The 20431-nt window shown below is 56.2% G+C and carries 17 protein-coding genes; 6 read left to right on the top strand and 11 right to left on the bottom strand.

Annotation, left to right across the window (positions count from 1 at the left end):
- Positions 1-11: 11 nt before the first annotated feature.
- From ACE38U_RS00835 to ACE38U_RS00815, 5 genes are all read right to left on the bottom strand, one after another.
- Positions 12-1172, bottom strand: coding sequence for an RLV_5639 family protein (locus tag ACE38U_RS00835; RefSeq protein ID WP_235212896.1), 1161 nt, complete (start codon positions 1170-1172; stop codon positions 12-14).
- Positions 1173-1236: 64 nt separating this feature from the next.
- Entirely contained in the window at positions 1237-2619 is a 1383-nt protein-coding gene (locus ACE38U_RS00830) for a serine/threonine protein kinase (protein ID WP_375528973.1), read from the bottom strand.
- A gap of 38 nt (positions 2620-2657) precedes the next feature.
- Positions 2658-3617, bottom strand: coding sequence for a hypothetical protein (locus ACE38U_RS00825; protein WP_038482189.1), 960 nt, complete (start codon positions 3615-3617; stop codon positions 2658-2660).
- A 116-nt stretch (positions 3618-3733) separates the two neighbouring features.
- A complete protein-coding gene (locus ACE38U_RS00820; protein ID WP_038482192.1) occupies positions 3734-4228 on the bottom strand; it encodes an SH3 domain-containing protein in 495 nt (164 codons plus the stop codon).
- A gap of 486 nt (positions 4229-4714) precedes the next feature.
- The gene (locus ACE38U_RS00815) at positions 4715-5590 is read right to left on the bottom strand and encodes a helix-turn-helix transcriptional regulator (RefSeq protein ID WP_052049048.1); all 876 of its coding nucleotides are present in this window, start codon (positions 5588-5590) and stop codon (positions 4715-4717) included.
- A 111-nt stretch (positions 5591-5701) separates the two neighbouring features.
- On the opposite strand from ACE38U_RS00815, the gene ACE38U_RS00810 reads away from it, so the two are divergent.
- A complete protein-coding gene (locus ACE38U_RS00810; protein WP_375528972.1) occupies positions 5702-7123 on the top strand; it encodes an MFS transporter in 1422 nt (473 codons plus the stop codon).
- Here ACE38U_RS00810 and ACE38U_RS00805 read toward each other — a convergent pair.
- Positions 7087-7851: a helix-turn-helix domain-containing protein gene (locus ACE38U_RS00805; RefSeq protein WP_375528971.1), complete on the bottom strand. Its 765-nt coding sequence runs from the start codon at positions 7849-7851 to the stop codon at positions 7087-7089. The genes ACE38U_RS00810 and ACE38U_RS00805 overlap by 37 nt on opposite strands.
- A 97-nt stretch (positions 7852-7948) precedes the next feature.
- Between ACE38U_RS00805 and ACE38U_RS00800 the strand changes: the two genes are divergently transcribed.
- From ACE38U_RS00800 to ACE38U_RS00790, 3 genes are all read left to right on the top strand, one after another.
- The gene (locus tag ACE38U_RS00800; protein WP_176983240.1) at positions 7949-8509 is read left to right on the top strand and encodes an NADPH-dependent FMN reductase; all 561 of its coding nucleotides are present in this window, start codon (positions 7949-7951) and stop codon (positions 8507-8509) included.
- Positions 8510-8811: 302 nt separating this feature from the next.
- Positions 8812-10470: a malate dehydrogenase (quinone) gene (gene mqo, locus ACE38U_RS00795; protein ID WP_144244076.1), complete on the top strand. Its 1659-nt coding sequence runs from the start codon at positions 8812-8814 to the stop codon at positions 10468-10470.
- A 536-nt stretch (positions 10471-11006) separates the two neighbouring features.
- A complete protein-coding gene (locus ACE38U_RS00790; protein WP_375528970.1) occupies positions 11007-12317 on the top strand; it encodes a serine hydrolase domain-containing protein in 1311 nt (436 codons plus the stop codon).
- A 43-nt stretch (positions 12318-12360) separates the two neighbouring features.
- On the opposite strand, the gene gap is transcribed toward ACE38U_RS00790, so the two are convergent.
- From gap to hutU, 5 genes are all read right to left on the bottom strand, one after another.
- A complete protein-coding gene (gene gap / locus ACE38U_RS00785; protein ID WP_375528969.1) occupies positions 12361-13371 on the bottom strand; it encodes a type I glyceraldehyde-3-phosphate dehydrogenase in 1011 nt (336 codons plus the stop codon).
- A gap of 78 nt (positions 13372-13449) precedes the next feature.
- Positions 13450-14430: a GlxA family transcriptional regulator gene (locus ACE38U_RS00780; RefSeq protein ID WP_375528968.1), complete on the bottom strand. Its 981-nt coding sequence runs from the start codon at positions 14428-14430 to the stop codon at positions 13450-13452.
- A 40-nt stretch (positions 14431-14470) separates the two neighbouring features.
- Positions 14471-15268 carry an N-formylglutamate deformylase gene (gene hutG / locus ACE38U_RS00775; RefSeq protein WP_375528967.1) on the bottom strand — a complete coding sequence of 266 codons (798 nt, stop codon included), beginning with the start codon at positions 15266-15268 and terminating at the stop codon, positions 14471-14473.
- Entirely contained in the window at positions 15261-16469 is a 1209-nt protein-coding gene (gene hutI / locus ACE38U_RS00770) for an imidazolonepropionase (protein ID WP_375528966.1), read from the bottom strand. The genes hutG and hutI overlap by 8 nt, the downstream gene beginning before the upstream one ends.
- 51 nt (positions 16470-16520) lie before the next feature.
- Positions 16521-18197, bottom strand: coding sequence for a urocanate hydratase (gene hutU / locus ACE38U_RS00765; RefSeq protein ID WP_038482216.1), 1677 nt, complete (start codon positions 18195-18197; stop codon positions 16521-16523).
- A 495-nt stretch (positions 18198-18692) separates the two neighbouring features.
- Between hutU and ACE38U_RS00760 the strand changes: the two genes are divergently transcribed.
- The gene (locus tag ACE38U_RS00760; protein ID WP_038482219.1) at positions 18693-19790 is read left to right on the top strand and encodes an ABC transporter ATP-binding protein; all 1098 of its coding nucleotides are present in this window, start codon (positions 18693-18695) and stop codon (positions 19788-19790) included.
- Positions 19787-20431 carry an ABC transporter permease gene (locus tag ACE38U_RS00755; RefSeq protein WP_154186794.1) on the top strand — a complete coding sequence of 215 codons (645 nt, stop codon included), beginning with the start codon at positions 19787-19789 and terminating at the stop codon, positions 20429-20431. The genes ACE38U_RS00760 and ACE38U_RS00755 overlap by 4 nt, the downstream gene beginning before the upstream one ends.

Below are 20431 nucleotides of genomic sequence, written 5' to 3'. Positions count from 1 at the left end.
AACTCTGGGTATCAGCGCGTCAATTCTGCTTTAGTGACGATGCTGGTGAAGCGGCGCTTACCGTCCTCAACAACCGCAGCAAGTTCTTCAGCGTTCCTGGTGGCTTCGCCGCGCAGCTCTTCAATCATGTTATAGCTGGACTCCTGGAAACTGACGATAGCGTTAACCAGTGAACGCACGGACTCGGCTTTTATGGTTGAGCCGTAGCCGGCCTGCAGCCCGGCTTCGAGCTGTTTTGTCCCGTTTGAAGCAATAGTGTTAAGGCCCTCGTTGATGCCGGCCTTCATGGCTTCCAGTGTTTTGGTACTTTCATCGAGGCCCTGAAGTGAGGTCATCGAGGCAGAGAGCGCGGTAAAGACGATTTCGTTGGTCGCAAAGAAAGTCACCCCCTGGCGGTATACCCGTTCTTTAATCGCGTTAGTTTGCTGTAATCGGGCGAACACTGCCTCCGCCGCGTTGTAGGCGATAAGCAGGTTATCGGAGAGATCTTTGACGATTTGATAGCGCTCGTCTTCTTTTTGCATGGCGCGCAGGGCTTCATCCCTGACTAATTCACGGCGTGAACGTTCTGAGCCTTCAAGGTTCTCCGTACTGTCTGCGGCTGCCTGCGCGCTCTGCAGCGTCTGGCGGCAGTGCTCTACGCGTTGCTCTGCCAGCGTCATCAGCGCCATAGCATCCACGTGGGCTTCTTTCAGCCCAAAACGGAAGTCCTGGTAGGCGTCGAGAATAACTTTTTCGCGGGAGATTTGCTCATCAGACGCTTTGGCGACTTCGAGCCAGGTCTTTTTAATGGCGTTAAAACGATCTGGAATGGAGCCGCGGCGGAGGGTCATCCAGCCGGACTTAATTCGCTCCACCAAATCCAGTTTGCCGTCGTCCAGCCAGTCCACCATTTGCGTGGCGTCCTGGCGGATAGAGTCGAAAGCGGCGACGATTTTGGTCTGCCGGTTGGCGACGTCCATGCTTGAAATATTGTCGCGAACGACGGCGTTAAAAGCGCTTTGCTGCTGCAGCGTCCTGCCGATAGTGGTCACACGGTCGGCGTCCAGGTCCACAATAGCATCCAGCAATACAAGCACCGGCGTCTCGGCCTCTGGCGCGGGCATGATGCCCAGTTTCTGTAACTTCTGTATGGCACGGGTGGTATAGCTGGCTACGGCAGATGTCATCATCGCTTCCTTTGTTGATGTCAAAATATTTCAGCCAGCACTATACCCTGGTGTTTTGCCCCTGTAATTACCCCTGTGGATTTACCAGCCACGTGCCTGGGTTCGCCACCACAATGGTTTGCTTGCGGGATTGCTCGCCGCCGCTAAGAGTGAGCAGATATTTTCCAGCTGGAAGCTGCAGCGAGGCAAAGCCGTTGGCGGCAGGCGTGACCTTTTGCGCTTTGCCATTAACAGCCAGCTGTTCGCCTTCGTTCATACGGACATAGACGCGAGCAAGGGCACTCTCTGCAGCGGTTGCGGCGGGTGCGCCACCCACCTGCGGCGTGCTTTGGCTGGCAACAACCGGCTCGGCGATGGTCTCGGGGGCAGGAGCCGAAGTGCCACCGCCGCCAAACAGCACCGCGCCGACAATCAGGCCAGCGACGGCGCCAGCGCCAATTTGCAGGGCCGATTGATAGCGCTTCCAGAGCGGGAGAGTCGCGGTGTCTTCAGGCTCTTCTACCGGCACCAGGGCGGTACCGGTTTTCTTGTTGCTGACCAACTCCCTGACGTCGCCGACGGGGATGTCCAGCAGGGCGGCGAAGGCATCAATCGACTGAGGGCGATCCTCCGGCTTCAGCGACAGCGCTTTATCAACCGCCTTCAACAGGTTCAGGGAATAGCCTTCGGGCTGGCTTTCCGCGAGCGTAATACAGCTGTCCTGGATGCTGCGGGCCACGCTTGCAGGTGGCGCGCTGCCGGTGATGAGCGTATACAGCACGGCGCCGACGGCGTAGATGTCCGTCCATGGGCCAAGCTGGCTGGCCAGGTCCCCGGTGTACTGCTCCAGCGGCGCGAAGCCAGGGTGGAGCAGGGTGTTGCCTTCATCCAGTGACGCCTGACCGCCACGCGGCGCGCCGGTATTGAGCAAAATAGGCAGGCCGTTATCCTGAATCTGGATGCTTTTGAGGGACAGATTACGGTGAAGATGTTCAGCCGAGTGCAGCGTGGCCAGCGCGCCACACAACATCGGCAGCATGCGGCGGATCCACGCTTCATCAATCAGTCCCGGCTGCTGTTTTTGAAGTTCATCAAGCGTAATACCGTTGTAGAACAGCGTGACCACATAGGCGGTATTGTTATCGCTCCAGATGCGTAATACCTGGGGCAGATTAGGGTGATTAAAGTGGGCCAGCTGGCGCGCTTCCTGCATAAAGCTGTTCAGGCCGGTGGTGTAAACCAGGTGGTCGCGTTCGCTGTGCAGCACCAGCTCCTGCACGTCATTGCGCATGACATAGGCTTTCGGCATATATTCGCGTACTGCCACCACTCTTTCGAGCTGGTGATCCCAGGCCCGGTAAAGAATGCTGGTCATGCTGGCGTCGATAGCTTCCTGAATTTCGAATTCATCAAAGCGGTAGCCAGGCGGCAAAGCGTTGGGCACTCTTGGTATAAAATCGTTATCTATCATGATGTTCTCTGCGCGAGGTCGTGCAACATGCGACAAGTTTATTTTTGGGCGCGCCAGGCACCGGCGGCAGGGTCGCGCAGCTGCGGGTGCAGCGACTCGACCAGCAGCAGCGTAATCGCCGCATTAGGTGCCAGCCAGCCGGACCAGACTTTACGCACCTCGTTCAGCCGTGTTTGAAGACGCTGCTCGTCAAGCGCCATGTCCCGAGGCACTTCCACGGCGACGGTGCCGCTGGCTTTCCAGCCGTTAATTTCCGGGTGATAAGGCAAAATTAACCAGCTTTGCGGCGCCTGCTCGCTGCTGACGACCATGCGTTCATTGTTAACGCTGGTAATCAGCAGGCTGTCGGCATCGGCCGCCGGGTTAAGCCCGCTAACCGGGAAACCGTGTACGAAGGTCATTACGATGCGTTTTTCACCGCCGTTGCCGCGCTGAATGACCTCGCTGCTGCCGTTCAGCCAGCCGCCTTTTTCACACTTGCCGTTTTCTTTGCCGGGAATAAACAGCGCGCTGCTGCCGGCGTCACCCTGCCAGAAGGTTCGTAAATGGCAGCCGTCCTGCAGGGTAAATTCCAGCCATGGGGTGCGGTCTAGTGGGGTGGAAAGATCTTCCGGGCGTTCGTTACGGGTGGCAACGGAAGACAGCGGAGATTCAATAGCGACCTCCCAGTCGCTGGCTTTTGAGGCAGAGCCGCGGGCAAGAGAAGCGCCTTCGGTATCCTCCAGTTGCCAGCTTACGCGCTCAATTTCGCTGCACTGGTTTTCCAGCAGCGCGCCGAGGCGGGGCATAAACGTCTTGAGGATGAGCGGATTCTTATCACCGTTTGCCACAATGCGCACCGGCAGTTCGCTTCCACACCAGCTTTGCGGGGCATTGCTTTTAATATTGTCTATCCACACGTCCAGCTTCTGGGAAGGCGACTGAACGATGCGATAGTTCCCTGCCCAGACGGTAGTTGATGCCAGCAGCAACGCCATACCCGAAAGCCAGAGTTTCATAAAAATCCTTGTTAGCCTGTGTGTAAAGAGCGGCAACATTAAGCCAGTCCGGATTGCCCGGCCGGCGGCTGCCTCGCTCTTGCGGTAGTCAATGATAAAGCCCCCGAAGGGGAAGTTTAGTTAATGATCCACGTTCCGTTATCGGCGTTCTGGCAAGCTTTGCTTTTATTATCTACCGCAACGCAGGTGGATTTTTTAGCCGCGCGACGAGGGCGTGGGCGGTCTTTTTTTAACGTTTGGTTATAAAGTTCACTTTTCACCAGCGCTCTAAGCGGCACATAGCCCAGAAGTTCTGGTTGATCCTGTTCGGCGATAGCAAACCAGTGGTTCTCTACCTCGCCCAGCACGGTGTAGCTTTGGCCGTTTTCAAGCTGGGCTATCACTTTGCCGCCAAAATCAGGCTTGCTCATGATGGAGCCAGGATAAAGCGCCCGATAGTCGGCATTCACCGGCGTGAATTCTTTCGGAACTTCAACAATATAGCGGTGAGTAAGGGTGACGCCGTTTACCGTGCTGGTCACAATGGTGTCGTCGGTCATCTTTGGCGGTGGCGCTTTACAGCCGACAACCGTGGTGACAACAAGGAGGACTAACAGGCTTCGCAATTTCATTGAGACGTTCCCTGAGAAAAAGGTTAAAACCCAACCGCCGCGGGAGCAAGGAGCGCCGCACAGGAAAATTTTCCACGACGTGAGATACGCCCACGCAAAACGGTGCGGCGGCTAAGTTGCATCGCCGCGACAAGGAATTCGCGTGGTTTCAGCATAGTAGCGTGATTTTACATAGCCTGGTTAACAATTCAATGGCGATATAACACCGGAATAACCTATTACGTACACGGAGGTTTCATGATGCCCTGGCGCAGAAGAAAATTTGCCTGATGTAAAAATAATCTGATGTTCAATTAATGCGGGCAAGAAGCATGAAAATGCTGCTAATTTTTTGAATTTATTTGATAAATGTAATGTTTTCGGCGAAGTCTTATTTTTATTTTGTGGTCAATTCAGAAGGGTATCTCAGGTTTCCCTGAGGTTATTCTTAAAACAAAGAAAAAAACGGGCAGCCTGTCTATGGGCTGCCCACTCGTCAACCTGAAATCAGGCTCCGCTGGACTGTGAAAAGAGACGTAAAGCCCGCTCGCCTGGTTCATCTATCGGCAGATAGACCAGCAGCCTTGAACCATCCCGAGGCGCGGAGTACCAGTTGACCTGCTGCATGCCGAAGGTACCAATTTGCGGGTGGGTATACTGCTTAATATGGTTCTCGATATTACGGATTTCGTAGCGCTGCTCCCAGAGCGTTTTAAAAGCCGGAGAGGCGACGAAAAACGATTCCAGAAGAGCTTCCCAGCGCGGGTCACCGCGATGCTCGGTGATCCCCGCGCGGAACCAGCCAACAAACTTGGGTAATACGTCCTCGTTACAGTCTACCCGGCTGCGCCAGGTTTCATTCGTCAGATACTGATAGATGCAGTTGCGATGTTCGGGCGGTTCGTTGTCGAGATTAACGCCCATCAGCTGACAAAAATGCGAGTTGTAGCCAAGGATATCGAAGTTGGGCTTCTGAATACTGGCCGGATTAGGCATTAACGCATCAAGCATGCGGCGCGCGGCGGGGCTTAGCCCCTCACACTGAGCGGCAGCGGGTGCTTCGGAAGGGGGAAGGCCGGCCAGGATAAACAGGTGGCGGGTTTCCGCCGGGGAACACTGCAGCGCGGTGGCAATTGCCGCCATAGCGCTGGAGGAAGGATTCACTTCTCGCCCCTGTTCAAGCCAGGTATACCAGGTCACGCCGATGTCGGCGAGCAGCGCCACCTCTTCACGGCGAAGGCCTGGCGTGCGGCGCCGTCCGCTGCGCGGCAGGCCAAGACGCTGTGGGTCCAGGCTTTCGCGCCGGGTACGCAAAAACAGCGCCAGCATTTTACGGCTGTCGTCCAGCGGGCCGGGGCGTAGCTCGGGCTGAGTGATGAGCATCACAAATACTCCAGAATAGTAGTGCCAGTACCAGTATAAGCAGGAACTGGTACCCGGTTAAATTATCAGGAATGCTACGTCGGTATCCTGAACTATGCAATGGAGTCCCTGATGAATAATTCGCCTGTTTCACCCGGTCGTGCTGGCCTGGTGCTGCTGTTGACGGGCCAGATGTTGCCGTTGATTGACACCTCTATTACCAACGTGGCGCTGGACTCAATCACCCAGTCCCTCGGCACCACGCCAACTCAACTGGAGCTTATCGTTGCGCTTTACGGCGTTGCCTTTGCCGTAAGCCTGGCGGTGGGCAGCAAGCTGGGTGATAACCACGGCCGCCGCAGAACTCTGCTGTGGGGCGTGGCGCTGTTCGGCATTGCTTCATTCCTGTGCGGGATTTCCGGCTCGGTCACCGAGCTTCTGGCCGCACGAACCCTGCAAGGCGTTGGGGCTGCGCTGATTGTGCCGCAAATCCTGGCTACGCTGCACGTCACGCTTAAGGGCACCGCTCACGCCCGCGCCATCAGCCTGTACGGCGGCATTGGCGGGATTGCTTTTATTATCGGTCAAATGGGCGGCGGCTGGCTGGTATCGGCGGATATTGCCGGCCTGGGCTGGCGTAATGCGTTCTTTATCAACGTGCCTATTTGCCTGTTAGTGCTGGTGTTGAGCCGGTTTTATATTCCTGAAACTCGCAGCGAAAGCCATTCACGCATCGACTGGCAGGGGACCGTCACGCTTGCGCTGATGCTGTGCTGCCTGCTGTTCCCGATGGCGCTTGGCCCCGATCTGCACTGGCCGTGGCCGATGCAGCTGATGCTGGTGGCCACGCTGCCGCTGGGTTACCTGATGCGCGTCGGAGCGCTAAGCCAGCAACAGCGTGGGCTACAGCCGCTGTTGCCGCCAAGGCTGTTGAAGCTGGGTAGCATACGGTTTGGCCTGCTTATCGCGCTGCTGTTCTTTACCTGCTGGTCGGGTTTTATGTTCTGTATGGCGCTGACGCTACAGTCAGGGATGGGCATGGCGCCGTGGCAGTCCGGGAACAGTTTTATTGCGATGGGTATTTCTTATTTTGTTTCAGCGTGGTTTGCGCCGAGGCTTATCGTGCGCCATTCGCTCAGCACTATTCTACTGAGCGGGATCGCGATTCAGGTTGTGGGCCTGCTGGGGCTGATATTTACACTCTACCATTTTGGCACCCACGCCAGCCCGCTGGCTATTGCGCCTGCCACGCTGGTGACCGGCTACGGGCAGGCGCTGATTGTGAACAGCTTCTATCGTATCGGCATGCGCGATATCGACCTGAACGATGCCGGAGCGGCAAGCGCCATACTGAGCACCTTGCAGCAATCGGCCCTGGGGCTTGGGCCTGCCGTGCTGGGGGCATTGTTCCTGCATCTGCAGCGCCAAAGCGGGGATTACTCGGTGGCAATGATAGGCTTCCTGGCCGCTGAAATTGTGATGATGCTGGCGCTTGCCGTGGCGGCCGTCACCCGCCGTCAGCTTTTATCCGGCGTGAAAGTCTCTTTAAGATAACGTCCCGGCGGCATGCCGATAATGCGGGTAAAAGCAGTGGTAAAGCTGCTGGCGCTTTGATAGCCCATATCATAGGCCACCCGTGTTATCGGTTCGCCGACGATTAATTTCTCCACCGAACTGATAATCCGCATTCTCTCTCTCCAGCGCGTGAAGCTCATCCCGGTTTCGTTTTCAAACAGTCGCGCCAGCGTTCTTGGGCTGGTGAAGGCTAACGAGGCTAGCTGCTCGAGCGTCTTATTACAGGCAGGGGCTTCCCTGAGCAGGCCGGTTATTTTCTTCAGGCGCTTATCGTTTCCTTCAGGCACGAACAAGTCTGTTTTCAGCACCTGCTTGCGCAGTTGAAAATGCATCAGTTGGGCGATGAGCTCTAGCTGTTCGCCAGATCCCCGCTGAACGGCTAATGCCTCTTTTGCAAGCTCGGTCAGCAAATTTGAGGCGACGATAAGGGAACAGTGCTGCGGAAGCTGCTGTTCAAATCCTTGTCTGAAACGCAGGTTAATCAGCCGCGAGCGCTCGGTGTACAGCGCGCGGTGAAGTTCGCCCGGCGGCACCCAGATGCCGTTGCCGGGCGTTGCCAGCCACCAGCCTGATTCGGTTTGCAGTCGAAGGGTGCCCGCCAGCGTCACGCTAAGCTGCCCCTGCAAATGGCGGTGAAAAGTCACATCGTCACCCCGGAGATGCGCCATGTCGGAAGCTACAACGGCGACGGATGCGGGATCTGACATATTGGCACTCCTGAGAAGGGATTTGGCTGATTAGCGAAAGAATCATCTTATTTTTTTCCTGATAATACGTGCATCGACGGATTAAGAGGAGAACAAGATGAAAACATTACGTTTCGTAGGTATTGCAGGCAGTCTGCGCAATGACTCAGCTTCCCGCGCGTTGCTGAACAGCATTAGCGAAATGCTGCCGGAGCAGAGCCACTTTACTGCACTTGATATCGGTGCCATGGAACATTACTGCCAGGACCTGGAAAAGGGCGAATTGCCCGAGTCCGTGGCGACCGCCCGGCGGTTGGTGGCAGAGGCCGATGCGGCGATCGTTACCGTACCGGAATACAACCACGGCATGCCCGGCGTGCTGAAAAATGCGCTCGACTGGCTTTCACGGCCGGTCAGGGCCAGCTGCATGATGGACAAATACGTCTTTTTTGTGTCGCAATCTACCGGCGCGCTCGGCGGCGTCAGGGCGCAATATCAGCTGCGTGAAACCCTGGCTTCGATGCTGTGTAATATGGTGCCTTTGCCGGAGATGGCGGTCAGTTTTGCCAATCAGAAAACGGAGAACGGGCGCTTAACCGATCCGGTAACGGCGGAGTATATTCGCCGCCAGCTGAACGTCTTTATAAAGGTGGTTGAGCAAAATAGCACAAACCGCTAACGGCAAGATTATGCCCTGAGACCGCGATCGGGCAGATGAGAGAATCCATGCGCAGGCATGGATTTCTTTTGCCAATAACATCGCGATAAATAAGCGAATTACCGACAGTAATTTTGAGAATAGTGACTGTATTTTGTTGGAATATAAATTCCATCAGATTTGATTTTATTTGGTTTTTTTAATTAAAAAAATCACTGGCATTAATTGTATGGATTAATGAAGATGTGAATGAGATTTTAAAATATCGTGAAAGTGGGTTAACATAGAGGGACTTCATTCACCTGCGATGCAATATAATTATTATGCCTGCAATGAAAAAGACAATTATTTCTCTGACAACACTGGCGTTATTCGTAAGCTCTGCTAGCTACGCTAACGCGGATTCCACGCAAAAAACCGACTTCCTGCTGATTGGCGGCGGTATCATGAGCGCCTCTCTCGGGACGTGGCTCCAGGAGCTGCAGCCGGACTGGAAACAGGTCATGGTTGAGAAGCTCGACGGCGTGGCGCTTGAGTCCTCTAACGGCTGGAATAACGCCGGTACCGGGCACTCGGCAAATATGGAACTGAACTATACGCCGGAGCGCCCGGACGGTTCTATTGATGTCAGTAAAGCGCTGGAAATTAACGAACAGTTTATGATTTCTCGTCAGTTCTGGTCTGCGCAAATTCAGCGCGGTATTTTGAACGACCCTCATTCGTTTATTAATTCCACGCCGCACATGAGTTTTGTCTGGGGCGATAAAAACGTCGAGTATCTGACCAAGCGTTATGACGCGCTGCAGAAAACGACGCTATTCCAGGGCATGAAATTCTCTACCAACCATGAGCAAATTAAGCAGTGGGCTCCGCTGGTCATGGCAGGGCGCGATGCGAATCAAAAAGTGGCGGCCACCTGGACGCCGGTCGGCACCGACGTCAACTACGGTGAAATTACCCGTCAGCTGATCGGCAGCCTGAAAAAAAGCCAGAACTTCTCCCTGCAAACTTCTTCTGAAGTGACCGACTTCAAGCGCAATGGCGATAATTCCTGGCACGTCACCATTAAAGACGTGAATAGCGGGAAAGAACACGCCATCGACGCGAAATATGTCTTTATCGGTGCCGGCGGCGGCGCATTGAAGCTGCTGCAGGAAACCGGTATTCCGGAATCGAAAAACTATGCCGGCTTCCCGGTAGGTGGTTCGTTCCTGATGACCGAAAACCCGGCGGTAACCAGCCAGCATCTTGAAAAAGTGTACGGCCAGGCGTCCGTAGGGGCACCGCCGATGTCCGTGCCGCACATTGATGCTCGCTTCATCGACGGTAAGCGCGTGGTGCTGTTCGGGCCGTTCGCGACCTTCTCTACTAAGTTCCTGAAAAACGGTTCCTTCTTTGACCTGCTGAGCACCACCACGACCAGCAACTTTATGCCGATGACCGACGTAGGTCTGGATAACTTCGACCTGGTTAAATACCTGATTGGTCAGGTTATGCTGAGCGATGAAGACCGCTTTGAAGCGCTGAAAGAGTACTATCCGCAGGCGCGTAAAGAAGACTGGAAACTGATCCAGGCCGGCCAGCGTGTACAGATCATCAAGAAAGATGAGAACAAAGGCGGCGTGCTGAAGCTCGGTACCGAAGTCGTTGTTGACCAGCAGAAAACCATTTCTGCGCTGCTGGGCGCATCTCCAGGTGCTTCTACCGCCGCACCAATCACGCTGAACGTGCTGAAGCAGATGTTCCCGCAGCAGTTCAACTCTCCGGAATGGCAGAACAAGATCCGTGCCGTTGTGCCAAGCTACGGTCAGGAGATGAACGGCAATGCGGCGCTGACTCAGAAAGTCTGGAATGACACTGCGGCCACGCTGCAGCTGACCAAGCCGCCGGTCATTGAAATGAATGACCAGAGCGCTACGCCGGTCGCTAAACCTGCCGAAACGAAAGCCGAGGCTTCTCCACAACACGATATGGCGCTGTAAGCTTCCCGCGTTCAATCAGTAAATCAGCCCCTGCCAGCGCAGGGGCTTTTTTTTGCCTTTTTCGTCAAGCCAGAAAAGATCGTTGAATACATTCAGCAACGTCAGTGATAAGAAGAGTTGCAAATTTTCAGCGAGGTCCTGGTTCCGGCTTAAATCGCCTCCGTTTTCTCTCCGACTGGCCAGGGTCCGGACGTCGGGAACGGCCGGAGGCTGAGAGCGTCAGGAACGCGTCTCAGCCGACCCAGGACTGGGAGATAAAACGGAGGTTTGCCGCTTCAGCGGTCGATTTATTTGGCCGGGAGTCCGGGGTCTCGGGGGAATGACGGTGATTCTCCCGAGTCGTTCACCGGTTCGGTGATGGCATATAAAACAGACCTGGAAGTGAACGGAACTACGGCCGACCCCTCATAATCAGACATCACCGTTAAAACTCTCTAGTGGGGGATATTCCCCCGATAACCGATATCTCATATTGAGAAATATGCCCTACAGTCCGCGTGTTGACAGGCGATAACGCCACTTTCAAGGAAAACACGATGACTAAACTGAATACCGGAATTTGCCTGCTTACCCTTTGCCTTGGTGCCGCCCTGCAGGTGAACGCCGCTCCCGTAACTGCGGATTGCCAGACGCTCCAGCTCGCAACTTGTCCCGCTCCCACGGACACGAAACTGCCTGACGTAAAAGACATGCTGACCTGGAACCAGCAGCAGCGCGTCGTGGGCTTTCGTAATGATTACCGTTCCTATGAGGGCGATGTTTTCAAAGCCGGGCAGTCTGTGCCTGTCCCACGCGCAGCAAAAGATCTCTCGGGCGTAAGCTACCAGTACGACGGACACGATTTTAAGCTGGGGGAATACCTGAAGCGAAACAGCGTGACCGGCATGATGGTGATTAAGGACGGTAAAATCGTCTGGGATTATTACGGCGAAGGCAACACGCCGACCACGCTGTGGACATCCCGCTCGGTGGGGAAATCGGTGGTTTCCACGCTGGTTGGCGTGGCGGTAAAAGAGGGGAAAATCACCTCGCTCGACGACGAGATTGTTAAGTACAACCCTGATGTTAAAGGCACCGCCTGGGAACACGTCACGGTGCGGCAACTGCTGCAGCACACCTCGGGCGTCAGCTGGGGTGAGGATTACACCAATCCGAAGTCCGACTTTGCCCAACTGACGCAGTGCGAAGCGAACAGCGATACCTACGATTGCGTGAATAAGCTGGTGAAAGACCCGCAGCGTAAAGCTTACGCTAAGCCCGGCGAGGCCTGGTCTTACTCCTCCGGCGGAGCCTGGCTGCTGGGCGATACGCTGGAAAAAGCGACCGGCAAATCTTTGGCGCAAAACCTTCAGGAGGCCATCTGGCAGCCTTACGGCATGACGCACGACGGCGTGTGGCACAGCTATCAGCCAGGCAAGCATGATGTCGGCGCACATGGCTTTAACGCCACGCTCGAAGACTGGGGTAAATTTGGTCTGTTTATTATGAACAACGGCGTGCTGCCGGACGGCAAGAAAATGCTGCCTGATGGCTGGGTGTCACAGGCTCGTGACTGGAATAAAGCGCAAAAATCCGTCACCGCCGCGCACCCGGACGGCAGCTACGGTTTTGAATGGTGGAACAACAGCGTTCCGGCGAATGCGGGCGATGTAGGGCCGAAGCACGGCCTGGAAAGTAAAGACTCGATGTGGGCGCTGGGGATTTTTGGGCAGATGATCATGGTGAACCAGAAAGAGAAGCTGGTGATTGTCCAGTGGTCTACCTGGCCGAAGGCCGAGCCGTCTTTCAACGCGCAGCCGCTGGAAGCTTCCCTGATGTTCAACGCTATAGCGAACTCGCTTAAGTAATAAAAGAGCCAGCCGAAAGGCTGGCTTTTTACTTTTTTAGGCCTTACAGGCCGCGTTTATCCATCAGTAACGCAAGGTCAACAAGGCGATTCGAGAAGCCCCATTCGTTGTCGTACCAGGCAAGAATTTTGACCAGGTTACCGCCAATCACCAGCGTAGACAGCCCGTCAATAATCGAAGATCGCGGGTCGCCCTGATAATCGCTGGACACCAGCGGTTCATCGCTATAGCCCAGAATATTTTTCAGCGGGCCTGATTCTGCTGCCTTACGGAACGCCGCGTTCACTTCCTCCGCGGTCACATCACGTTTAAGCGTGACGGTTAAATCGACGATAGACACCACCGGCACCGGCACGCGCAGGGAATACCCGGTCAGGCGGCCGTCCAGTTCAGGAATAACTTTGCCGAGGGCTTTAGCCGCGCCGCTGGAATAGGGCACAATCGACAGGGCTGCCGCACGCGCCCCGCGCAGGTCTTTTTCCGGCTGGTCGTGCAGCGCCTGGCTGTTGGTGTAGGCGTGGGTGGTGTTCATCAGCCCGTGTTCAATCCCAAAAGCCTGATGCAGAACCTGAGCGGCAGGGGCGAGGCCGTTGGTAGTGCAGCTGCCGTTGCTGACCACAAAGTGCTTCTGCGGATCGTAGCTGTCGTGGTTCACGCCCAGCACGATGGTCAGGTCGTCATCTTTACCTGGGGCGGAAATAATCACGCGTTTTGCGCCGCCGTGGGTAATGTGAACCTCTGCTTTTTCACGGCTGGTGAAAAATCCGGTGGCTTCAATAACGATATCTACGCCAACTTCGCGCCACGGAATCTGCGCCGGATCTCTTTCGCTGAAGACGCGAACCGGCTTGCCGTCAACGTGGAGCAGCCCTTCGGAGGCCTCTACCGGCGCGGGTAGTTTGCCCATCAGCGAGTCGTGTTTGAGCAGGTGTGCGAGGGTTTTGCTGTCCGTCAGATCGTTGATAGCAACAATCTCAATCTCCGGGTTACCCAGCGCGGCGCGCAGCACGTTACGTCCGATCCTGCCAAAACCATTAATCCCGACCTTAACCATGATTCACTCCTTCTCTTGAATGTCTGGGGTCAGAGTATGCTCAGGGGGGAATGGCGTAAATGACAAAAAAGGATCAATTCACGCCAATTTACGGCAGTGGAAGCGCTCGCGGTACTCTCCGGGCGTAAGGTGAAGCTGGCGCTCAAAAACGCGGCGCAGATTGATCGCGCTGCCAAAGCCCGCTGCAGCAGCGACCCGTTCCAGGGTGTCCGTTGACTGTTCAAGATGATGACGCGCGGCGGCAAGCCTTGCCTCTTCCACGTAGCGAGCGGGCGTAACGCCGGTTTCACGGGTAAAGACGCGGGTAAAATTCCTTGGGCTCATGGCAACGCGTTCTGCCAGTTTCTCTACCGACAAATCGTCCGCCAGGTTATCCAGCAGCCAGTCCTGTAGCTGGCCTATAGGCCCGGTGTTGGCGGCCTGGCGCAGATGATAGCGGCTGAACTGCAGCTGCCCGCCTGGGCGATGTAAATACATCACTAAATCCTGAGCGACGTCGCGGGCGAGGGTGAAACCGTAATCGGACTCCACCAGCGCCAGCGTAAGATCGAAACCGGAACTCACGCCGCCTGACGTCCACACCGGCCCGTCCTGAATGTACAGCGGGCCAGCTTCAACTTTAATTTGCGGCCATTTGGCCTGCAGTTCCTCAAGCATTCGCCAGTGGGTGGTTGCCCTGCGGCCGTCCAGTATCCCCGCCTGGGCCAGAAGCATCGCGCCGCCACAGACGGAGGCGATGCGGTCAGCATTGGATGCCGCGCGGCGTATCCACTCCACCACGGCGCTGCCTTCATGCTCGCTTTGGCCTTTGCCGGTAATCATTATGGTATCGCGGGGCTCGTCGGGATCGAGGTCCGCCAGCCGGTGATCGGCCAGCAGGTTGAGCCCGGACATGCCGTGCACAACGTGATGAGGCTGCGTGGTAGCGATGCTGATGCGGTAGCGAGGTTCGGCGAGGGCCTCCGTATGCAGGCGATTGGCCTGCATCAGAATATCGGCGATACCGGCGGCTTCGAACAGCATGCCGCCGTCAGGAACGATGATCAGAATAGTTTTCATGTCCTGAAAAGTACGCTTTTAACAAATTAAGTCAAGAGGGCTAGCCGTGGTGACGTTTTCCCCAGTCCAGCGCCGTCTCAATCAGTTGGGTCAGCAAGCGCTGAAATTGCGCGCCTTTATCGTCTGACCAGGCAAAGCTCTCTTCGTCCATATAGCAGCCCTGCGCCACTTCCAGCTGCACGGCATGAATGTTTTGCTCCGGTGCGCCGTAGTGGCGCGTAATGTAGCCGCCCTTGAAGCGCCCGTTAAGCACTTTGCTGTAGCCGTTGAAATGCTCGCTAGTTTTCAGGAGTTCAGCGCTCAGCGCCGGGTTACAGCTGGCACCGTCTGCTGTACCGAAGTTAAGGTCCGGCAGGCGGCCTTCAAACAGGCGAGGAACTACGGACTTGATGGAGTGTGCGTCCCACAGAATCGCATAGCCGAAGGTTTCTTTCAGTCGGGCGAGTTCCTGAGCAAGCGCCTGATGATAAGGCTGCCAGATGTTGGTCAGGATGTCGGCTCTGGCCTGCTCGTTGGGAGATTTTCCGGCCTCAAACAGCGGCTCACCGTCGAAAAAGATATCCGGGTACAGCCCGGTGGTGGCGGTGGTGTAAAGCGGCTTATCGTCTGACGGGCGATTCAAATCAACCACGTAGCGGGAGTAGTTGGCGCTGAGCATGCTGGCGCCCAGATCGCGTATCGGCTGGTAAAGTTTTGGAATGTGCCAGTCGGTATCTTCCAGTTTTTTTGCCCGCCCGGTCAGCCCGTTCGCCACTTCCGGCGTTAACTGTGTGCCGGGATGCGGCATGCTGATCAGCAGCGGCAGCTTACCCTGATGAAGCTCAAAGCCTTTAATCATTCCACACCTCTTTACCTTGATAGATAACCTGTTTGGAGAGCGAGCCGCCCAGCCAATAGCTGAGCTCGGCGGGATGTTCTATCTCCCAGGCAACAAAGTTTGCTTCTTTACCGGCTTCGAGCGACCCGGCTTTATCGCTAATGCCCAACGCTCGCGCCGCATTGAGCGTCACGCCCGCCAGCGCTTCTTCAGGCGTCAGGCCAAACAGCGTACAGGCCATATTCATCATCAGCCGCAGCGACTGTACCGGCGACGTGCCGGGGTTGAGATCGCTGGAAATAGCCATCGGCACGTGATGTTTACGCAGCAGCGAAACCGGCGGTTTTTGCGTCTCGCGCAGGAAGTAAAATGCTCCGGGCAGCAGGACGGCGGTCGTCCCGTGCCCGGCCATCAGCACAATATCGTCCTCGCAGAGATATTCGAGGTGGTCGGCAGAAAGCGCATTATGGCGGGCGGCAAGCCCCGCGCCGTGCAGCAGCGAAAGCTGTTCGGCGTGAAGCTTGATCGGCAGCCCGAGTTCATGGGCCTTCATAAAGACGCGTTCCACCTGCGGGACGGAAAACGCCAGATGTTCGCAAAAGGCATCCACGGCGTCGACCAGCCCTTCGTTATGCAAAGCGGGTAACCAGTTCTCGCACACCTCGGTGATAAAGTCGTCGCTACGGTTTTTGTATTCCGGGGGCAGAGCGTGTGCAGCCAGGCAGGTGCTGTAAATCGTCAGCGGCAGGCTTTGCGCCAGCTGGCGGATCACGCGCAGCATTTTGCGTTCGTCTTCAAAACTGAGGCCGTAGCCTGATTTCACTTCCAGCGTGGTTACGCCGTCTTTGCGCAGCGCATTAATACGGCGGCCGGCGCTTTTCAGCAGGTCGGCTTCGCTCGCCTGACGCGTGGCCTTCACCGTGCTGGCGATGCCGCCGCCTGCCGCGGCAATGTCAGCGTAGGTTGCACCATTCAGGCGCATTTCAAACTCCTGGCTGCGGTTACCGCCGAATACGCTATGGGTGTGGCAGTCGATAAGACCGGGAGTGACAAGTTTGCCGTGCAGGTCGCGTTCTTCGTCATAAGGCAGGTCGGGACGCTGGCTATAGGGGCCCACCCAGGCAATTTTGCCGCCTTCGGTTAGCAAAGCCGCATCTTCGATAAGATTGTACTGGCCGTTGGCCATGGTGGTGATGTGGCAATTGCGCCATAAAATCCGCATAAGATCTCTCTCATCAGGACAGGGCGCGGCGAGTGCCGCGCCACAGAGGAACTACTTCGCCAGCATTGGCAGGTTCAGGCCGTGCTCTTTTGCACACTCAATAGCAATATCATAGCCCGCATCCGCATGGCGCATGACGCCGGTGGCCGGATCGTTATTCAGCACGCGGGCGATTCGCTCTGCCGCTTCGTCGGTGCCGTCGCAGACGATAACCATGCCGGAGTGCTGCGAGAAGCCCATGCCGACGCCGCCGCCGTGGTGCAGGGAAACCCAGGTCGCGCCGCTGGCGGTGTTCAGCAGGGCGTTCAGCAGCGGCCAGTCGGACACCGCATCGGAGCCATCCTGCATTGATTCGGTTTCGCGGTTCGGGCTTGCCACCGAGCCGGAGTCAAGATGATCGCGGCCGATGACGATAGGCGCAGACAGCTCGCCGCTTCTGACCATTTCGTTAAACGCCAGCCCCAGCCTGGCGCGCTGGCCCAGGCCGACCCAGCAGATACGCGCCGGCAGGCCCTGGAAGCTGATGCGTTCTTTGGCCATGTCCAGCCAGCGGTGCAGGTGTTTATCGTCCGGGATCAGCTCTTTGACCTTGGCGTCGGTGCGGTAGATATCTTCCGGGTCGCCGGACAGCGCGGCCCAGCGGAAAGGCCCGATGCCGCGGCAGAACAGCGGGCGAATATAGGCCGGAACAAAGCCCGGGAAATCAAACGCGTTGCTCACGCCCATCTCTTTTGCCATCTGGCGTATGTTGTTGCCGTAGTCGAAGGTTGGGATACCCTGCTGCTGGAAGGCGAGCATCGCTTTCACGTGCTCTGCCATCGAAGCTTTCGCCGCCTGAGTCACCACGGCAGGCTCAACGGCGGCGCGTTCGCGGTACTCTTCCCAGCTCCAGCCCACGGGCAGGTAGCCGTTGAGCGGGTCGTGGGCGCTGGTCTGGTCGGTCACCATGTCCGGGCGAACGCCGCGTTTTACCAGCTCCGGCAGAACTTCTGCCGCATTGCCGTGCAGGGCGATAGAAACGGCCTTACCTTCGCTGGTGTAGCGTTTGAGGCGGGCGAGGGCGTCGTCCAGATCTTTCGCCTGTTCGTCTACATAACCGGTGCGCAGGCGGAAGTCGATGCGTGACTGCTGGCATTCAATGTTCAGTGAACAGGCACCGGCCAGCGTGGCGGCCAGAGGCTGTGCGCCGCCCATGCCGCCCAGGCCTGCGGTCAGCACCCAGCGCCCGGTCAGCGAGCCGTTGTAGTGCTGGCGGCCCGCTTCGACGAAGGTCTCGTAGGTGCCCTGCACGATGCCCTGGCTGCCGATGTAAATCCACGATCCGGCGGTCATCTGGCCGTACATCGCCAGACCTTTAGCGTCCAGCTCGTTAAAGTGTTCCCAGTTTGCCCAGTGCGGCACCAGGTTTGAGTTAGCAATCAATACGCGCGGCGCGTTGGCGTGGGTTTTAAAGACGCCAACCGGCTTGCCGGACTGCACCAGCAGGGTTTCGTCCTCATTCAGCTCTTTCAGCGCCTCCACCATTTTATCGAAGCATTCCCAGTTTCTCGCTGCCCGACCAATGCCGCCGTAGACCACCAGCTCTTTCGGGTTCTCAGCCACATCCGGATCGAGATTATTCATCAGCATGCGCAGCGGGGCTTCCGTCAGCCAGCTTTTTGCATTCAGCTTTGTGCCGCGTGGCGCCCTGATTTCAACATCACGATAACGAGAAAACTCACTCTTCATGGGGGTTCACCTTGTTTTGAGATAACGGAGAAATGCTCACGAAAAATACCATGTCATTTTTTCGTTTGCTTGTATATACATGATTAGCATATTTGATGCCAGGCGCGACATTGAATTTATTTATATTTAAAATCAATGAATTATTGTTATTGGTGCCAATAGTTACATCATATATCCCGCTAAAAACTCGCCTGGATGCACTCTTTTGGCGCTCTTTACAAAGCGATTGATCCTTTTTAGGGCAAAAAGAGCAGTTCAGATAGCTGGTAAACCGCTCGGAAGGCACCCTTTAATCCTGATAAAAATCACGGTTAGATCACGTTTAAAATTTAATAAAATGAATATATATTTGTTTTTAAACAATAAATTGTCTTTATTTCAATGTTGCGTTTTTGTTATGGCACAGGCTTTGCAGATTGTACATACAATGCTATACATAGCTTTTTTACGCAGCCGTTCATTTCTTCGGCAGCCAGATGACCATGAGGCGTAGCGATGATTACTTTCAACAATGTGACCAAGTTTTACGACGACGGAACGGTCGTGGTGGATGGGCTGAACCTGACCGCACCCGGCGGCAAAATCACCGTGCTGGTAGGCCCTTCAGGCTGTGGGAAAACGACGTCACTGCGGATGATTAATCGGCTGATTGAGCCGTCCTCCGGCGAAATCCTGCTTAACGGTGAGTCCACCGCAGAAATGGACGTGGTGCAGCTGCGTCGGCGCATCGGCTACGTTATTCAGAATGCGGGCCTGTTCCCTCACAAAAACATTATCGACAACATCGCCACCACGGCGATCCTCAACGGCATGGCCAAGGCCAAAGCCCGCGCAAGAGCAGGCGAGCTGCTTGAGGTCGTTGGCCTGGCTCCGCAGCTGGCAAAGCGCTATCCGTGGCAGCTTTCTGGCGGGCAGCAGCAGCGCGTGGGGGTTGCCCGTGCGCTGGCCGCTGACCCGGAGTTTATGCTGATGGATGAACCCTTCAGCGCCGTGGACCCGGTGGTGCGCGATCAGCTGCAGGAAGAGTTCCTGCGCATTCAGAAAGAAGTCAGCAAAACCATCATTATGGTGACTCACGATATCGATGAGGCGATGAAGCTGGGCGACCTGGTGGCGGTGCTGAAGCCCGGCGGGAAGCTGGGGCAGATGGCCTCGCCGGGGGAGCTGCTTAACGCGCCACAAAGTGATTTCGTGGCCGATTTTATTGGCCGTGACCGGGGTTACCGCAAGCTGAGTTTCTACAATTCAGGGCCGCTGGCGTCGATGCAGACGGAGCCGACTGCCGAGGTCGGCACGCCGATTGAAATGGCGCGCAACATTGCGGTGCAGCGCTGGCTGCTGGTGACCCGCGAAGGTAAAGCCTGCGGCTGGTTTGACACCCATCAGCAGGTCGAGGCTGTTGTCCCCGAGCACATTAATCTGGGCGCTACCTTCTACCCGCAAAGCGGCACGCTGCGCCAGATGCTGGACTCCGCGCTCAGCTCACCGTGCCACCGCGCCGTGGTGATTGACGACCGAGCCGAAGTGCTGGGCACGCTGGGGTTGGATCACGTGCTGGACGCGTGTAAATCCATGGCGCGGGAGGCGGTATGAAATTTGACTGGCTGTGGGCGCAAAGCGACAAAATCTTTCATTTACTGCTGTGGCACCTCTACCTCTCGGTCACGCCAATCCTGATTGGCCTGCTGTTGGCTATTCCCGCTGGCTGGCTGGTGTGCAGCATGCCGCGCGTAAAGGGCGTCATCCTTAACCTGTTCGGGCTGCTGTACACCATCCCGTCCCTGGCGCTGTTTGTGCTGCTGCCGCCGTTGCTCAATACGCAAATCCTTGACCCGATTAACGTGGTGGTGGCGCTGACCATTTATAGCTTTGCGCTGCTGGTCAGAACGGTGTGTGACGGGCTGGACTCGGTGCCCACTGACACCCGGCAGTCCGCTTTTGCCCTCGGCTATAAGCCGATACATCAGTTTTTCCAGGTTGACCTGCCGCTGGCGGTGCCGGTCATTGGTTCCGGGATGCGCGTGGCCGTGGTTTCCAACGTCAGTATTGTTTCCGTCGCCGCGCTGATAGGTGCCCCGCAGCTGGGGTCGCTGTTTACCCAGGGGTTTCAACTGCAGTTTCTGACGCCGATTATTGCCGGCATCGTGCTGTGTATCGTGCTGGCTTTCGTCCTTGACTGCGTGGTCGTCGCCGTCACCCGCTCTTTAAGCCGCTGGCAGCCAATAAGGGGATAA

Origin of the sequence: Cedecea selenatireducens, from assembly GCF_042138895.1 — a bacterium.
Taxonomy (GTDB): domain Bacteria; phylum Pseudomonadota; class Gammaproteobacteria; order Enterobacterales; family Enterobacteriaceae; genus Cedecea; species Cedecea selenatireducens.
The sequence above is the reverse complement of the archived record's forward strand: the minus strand, read 5'-3'. Positions and strand labels throughout refer to the sequence as shown.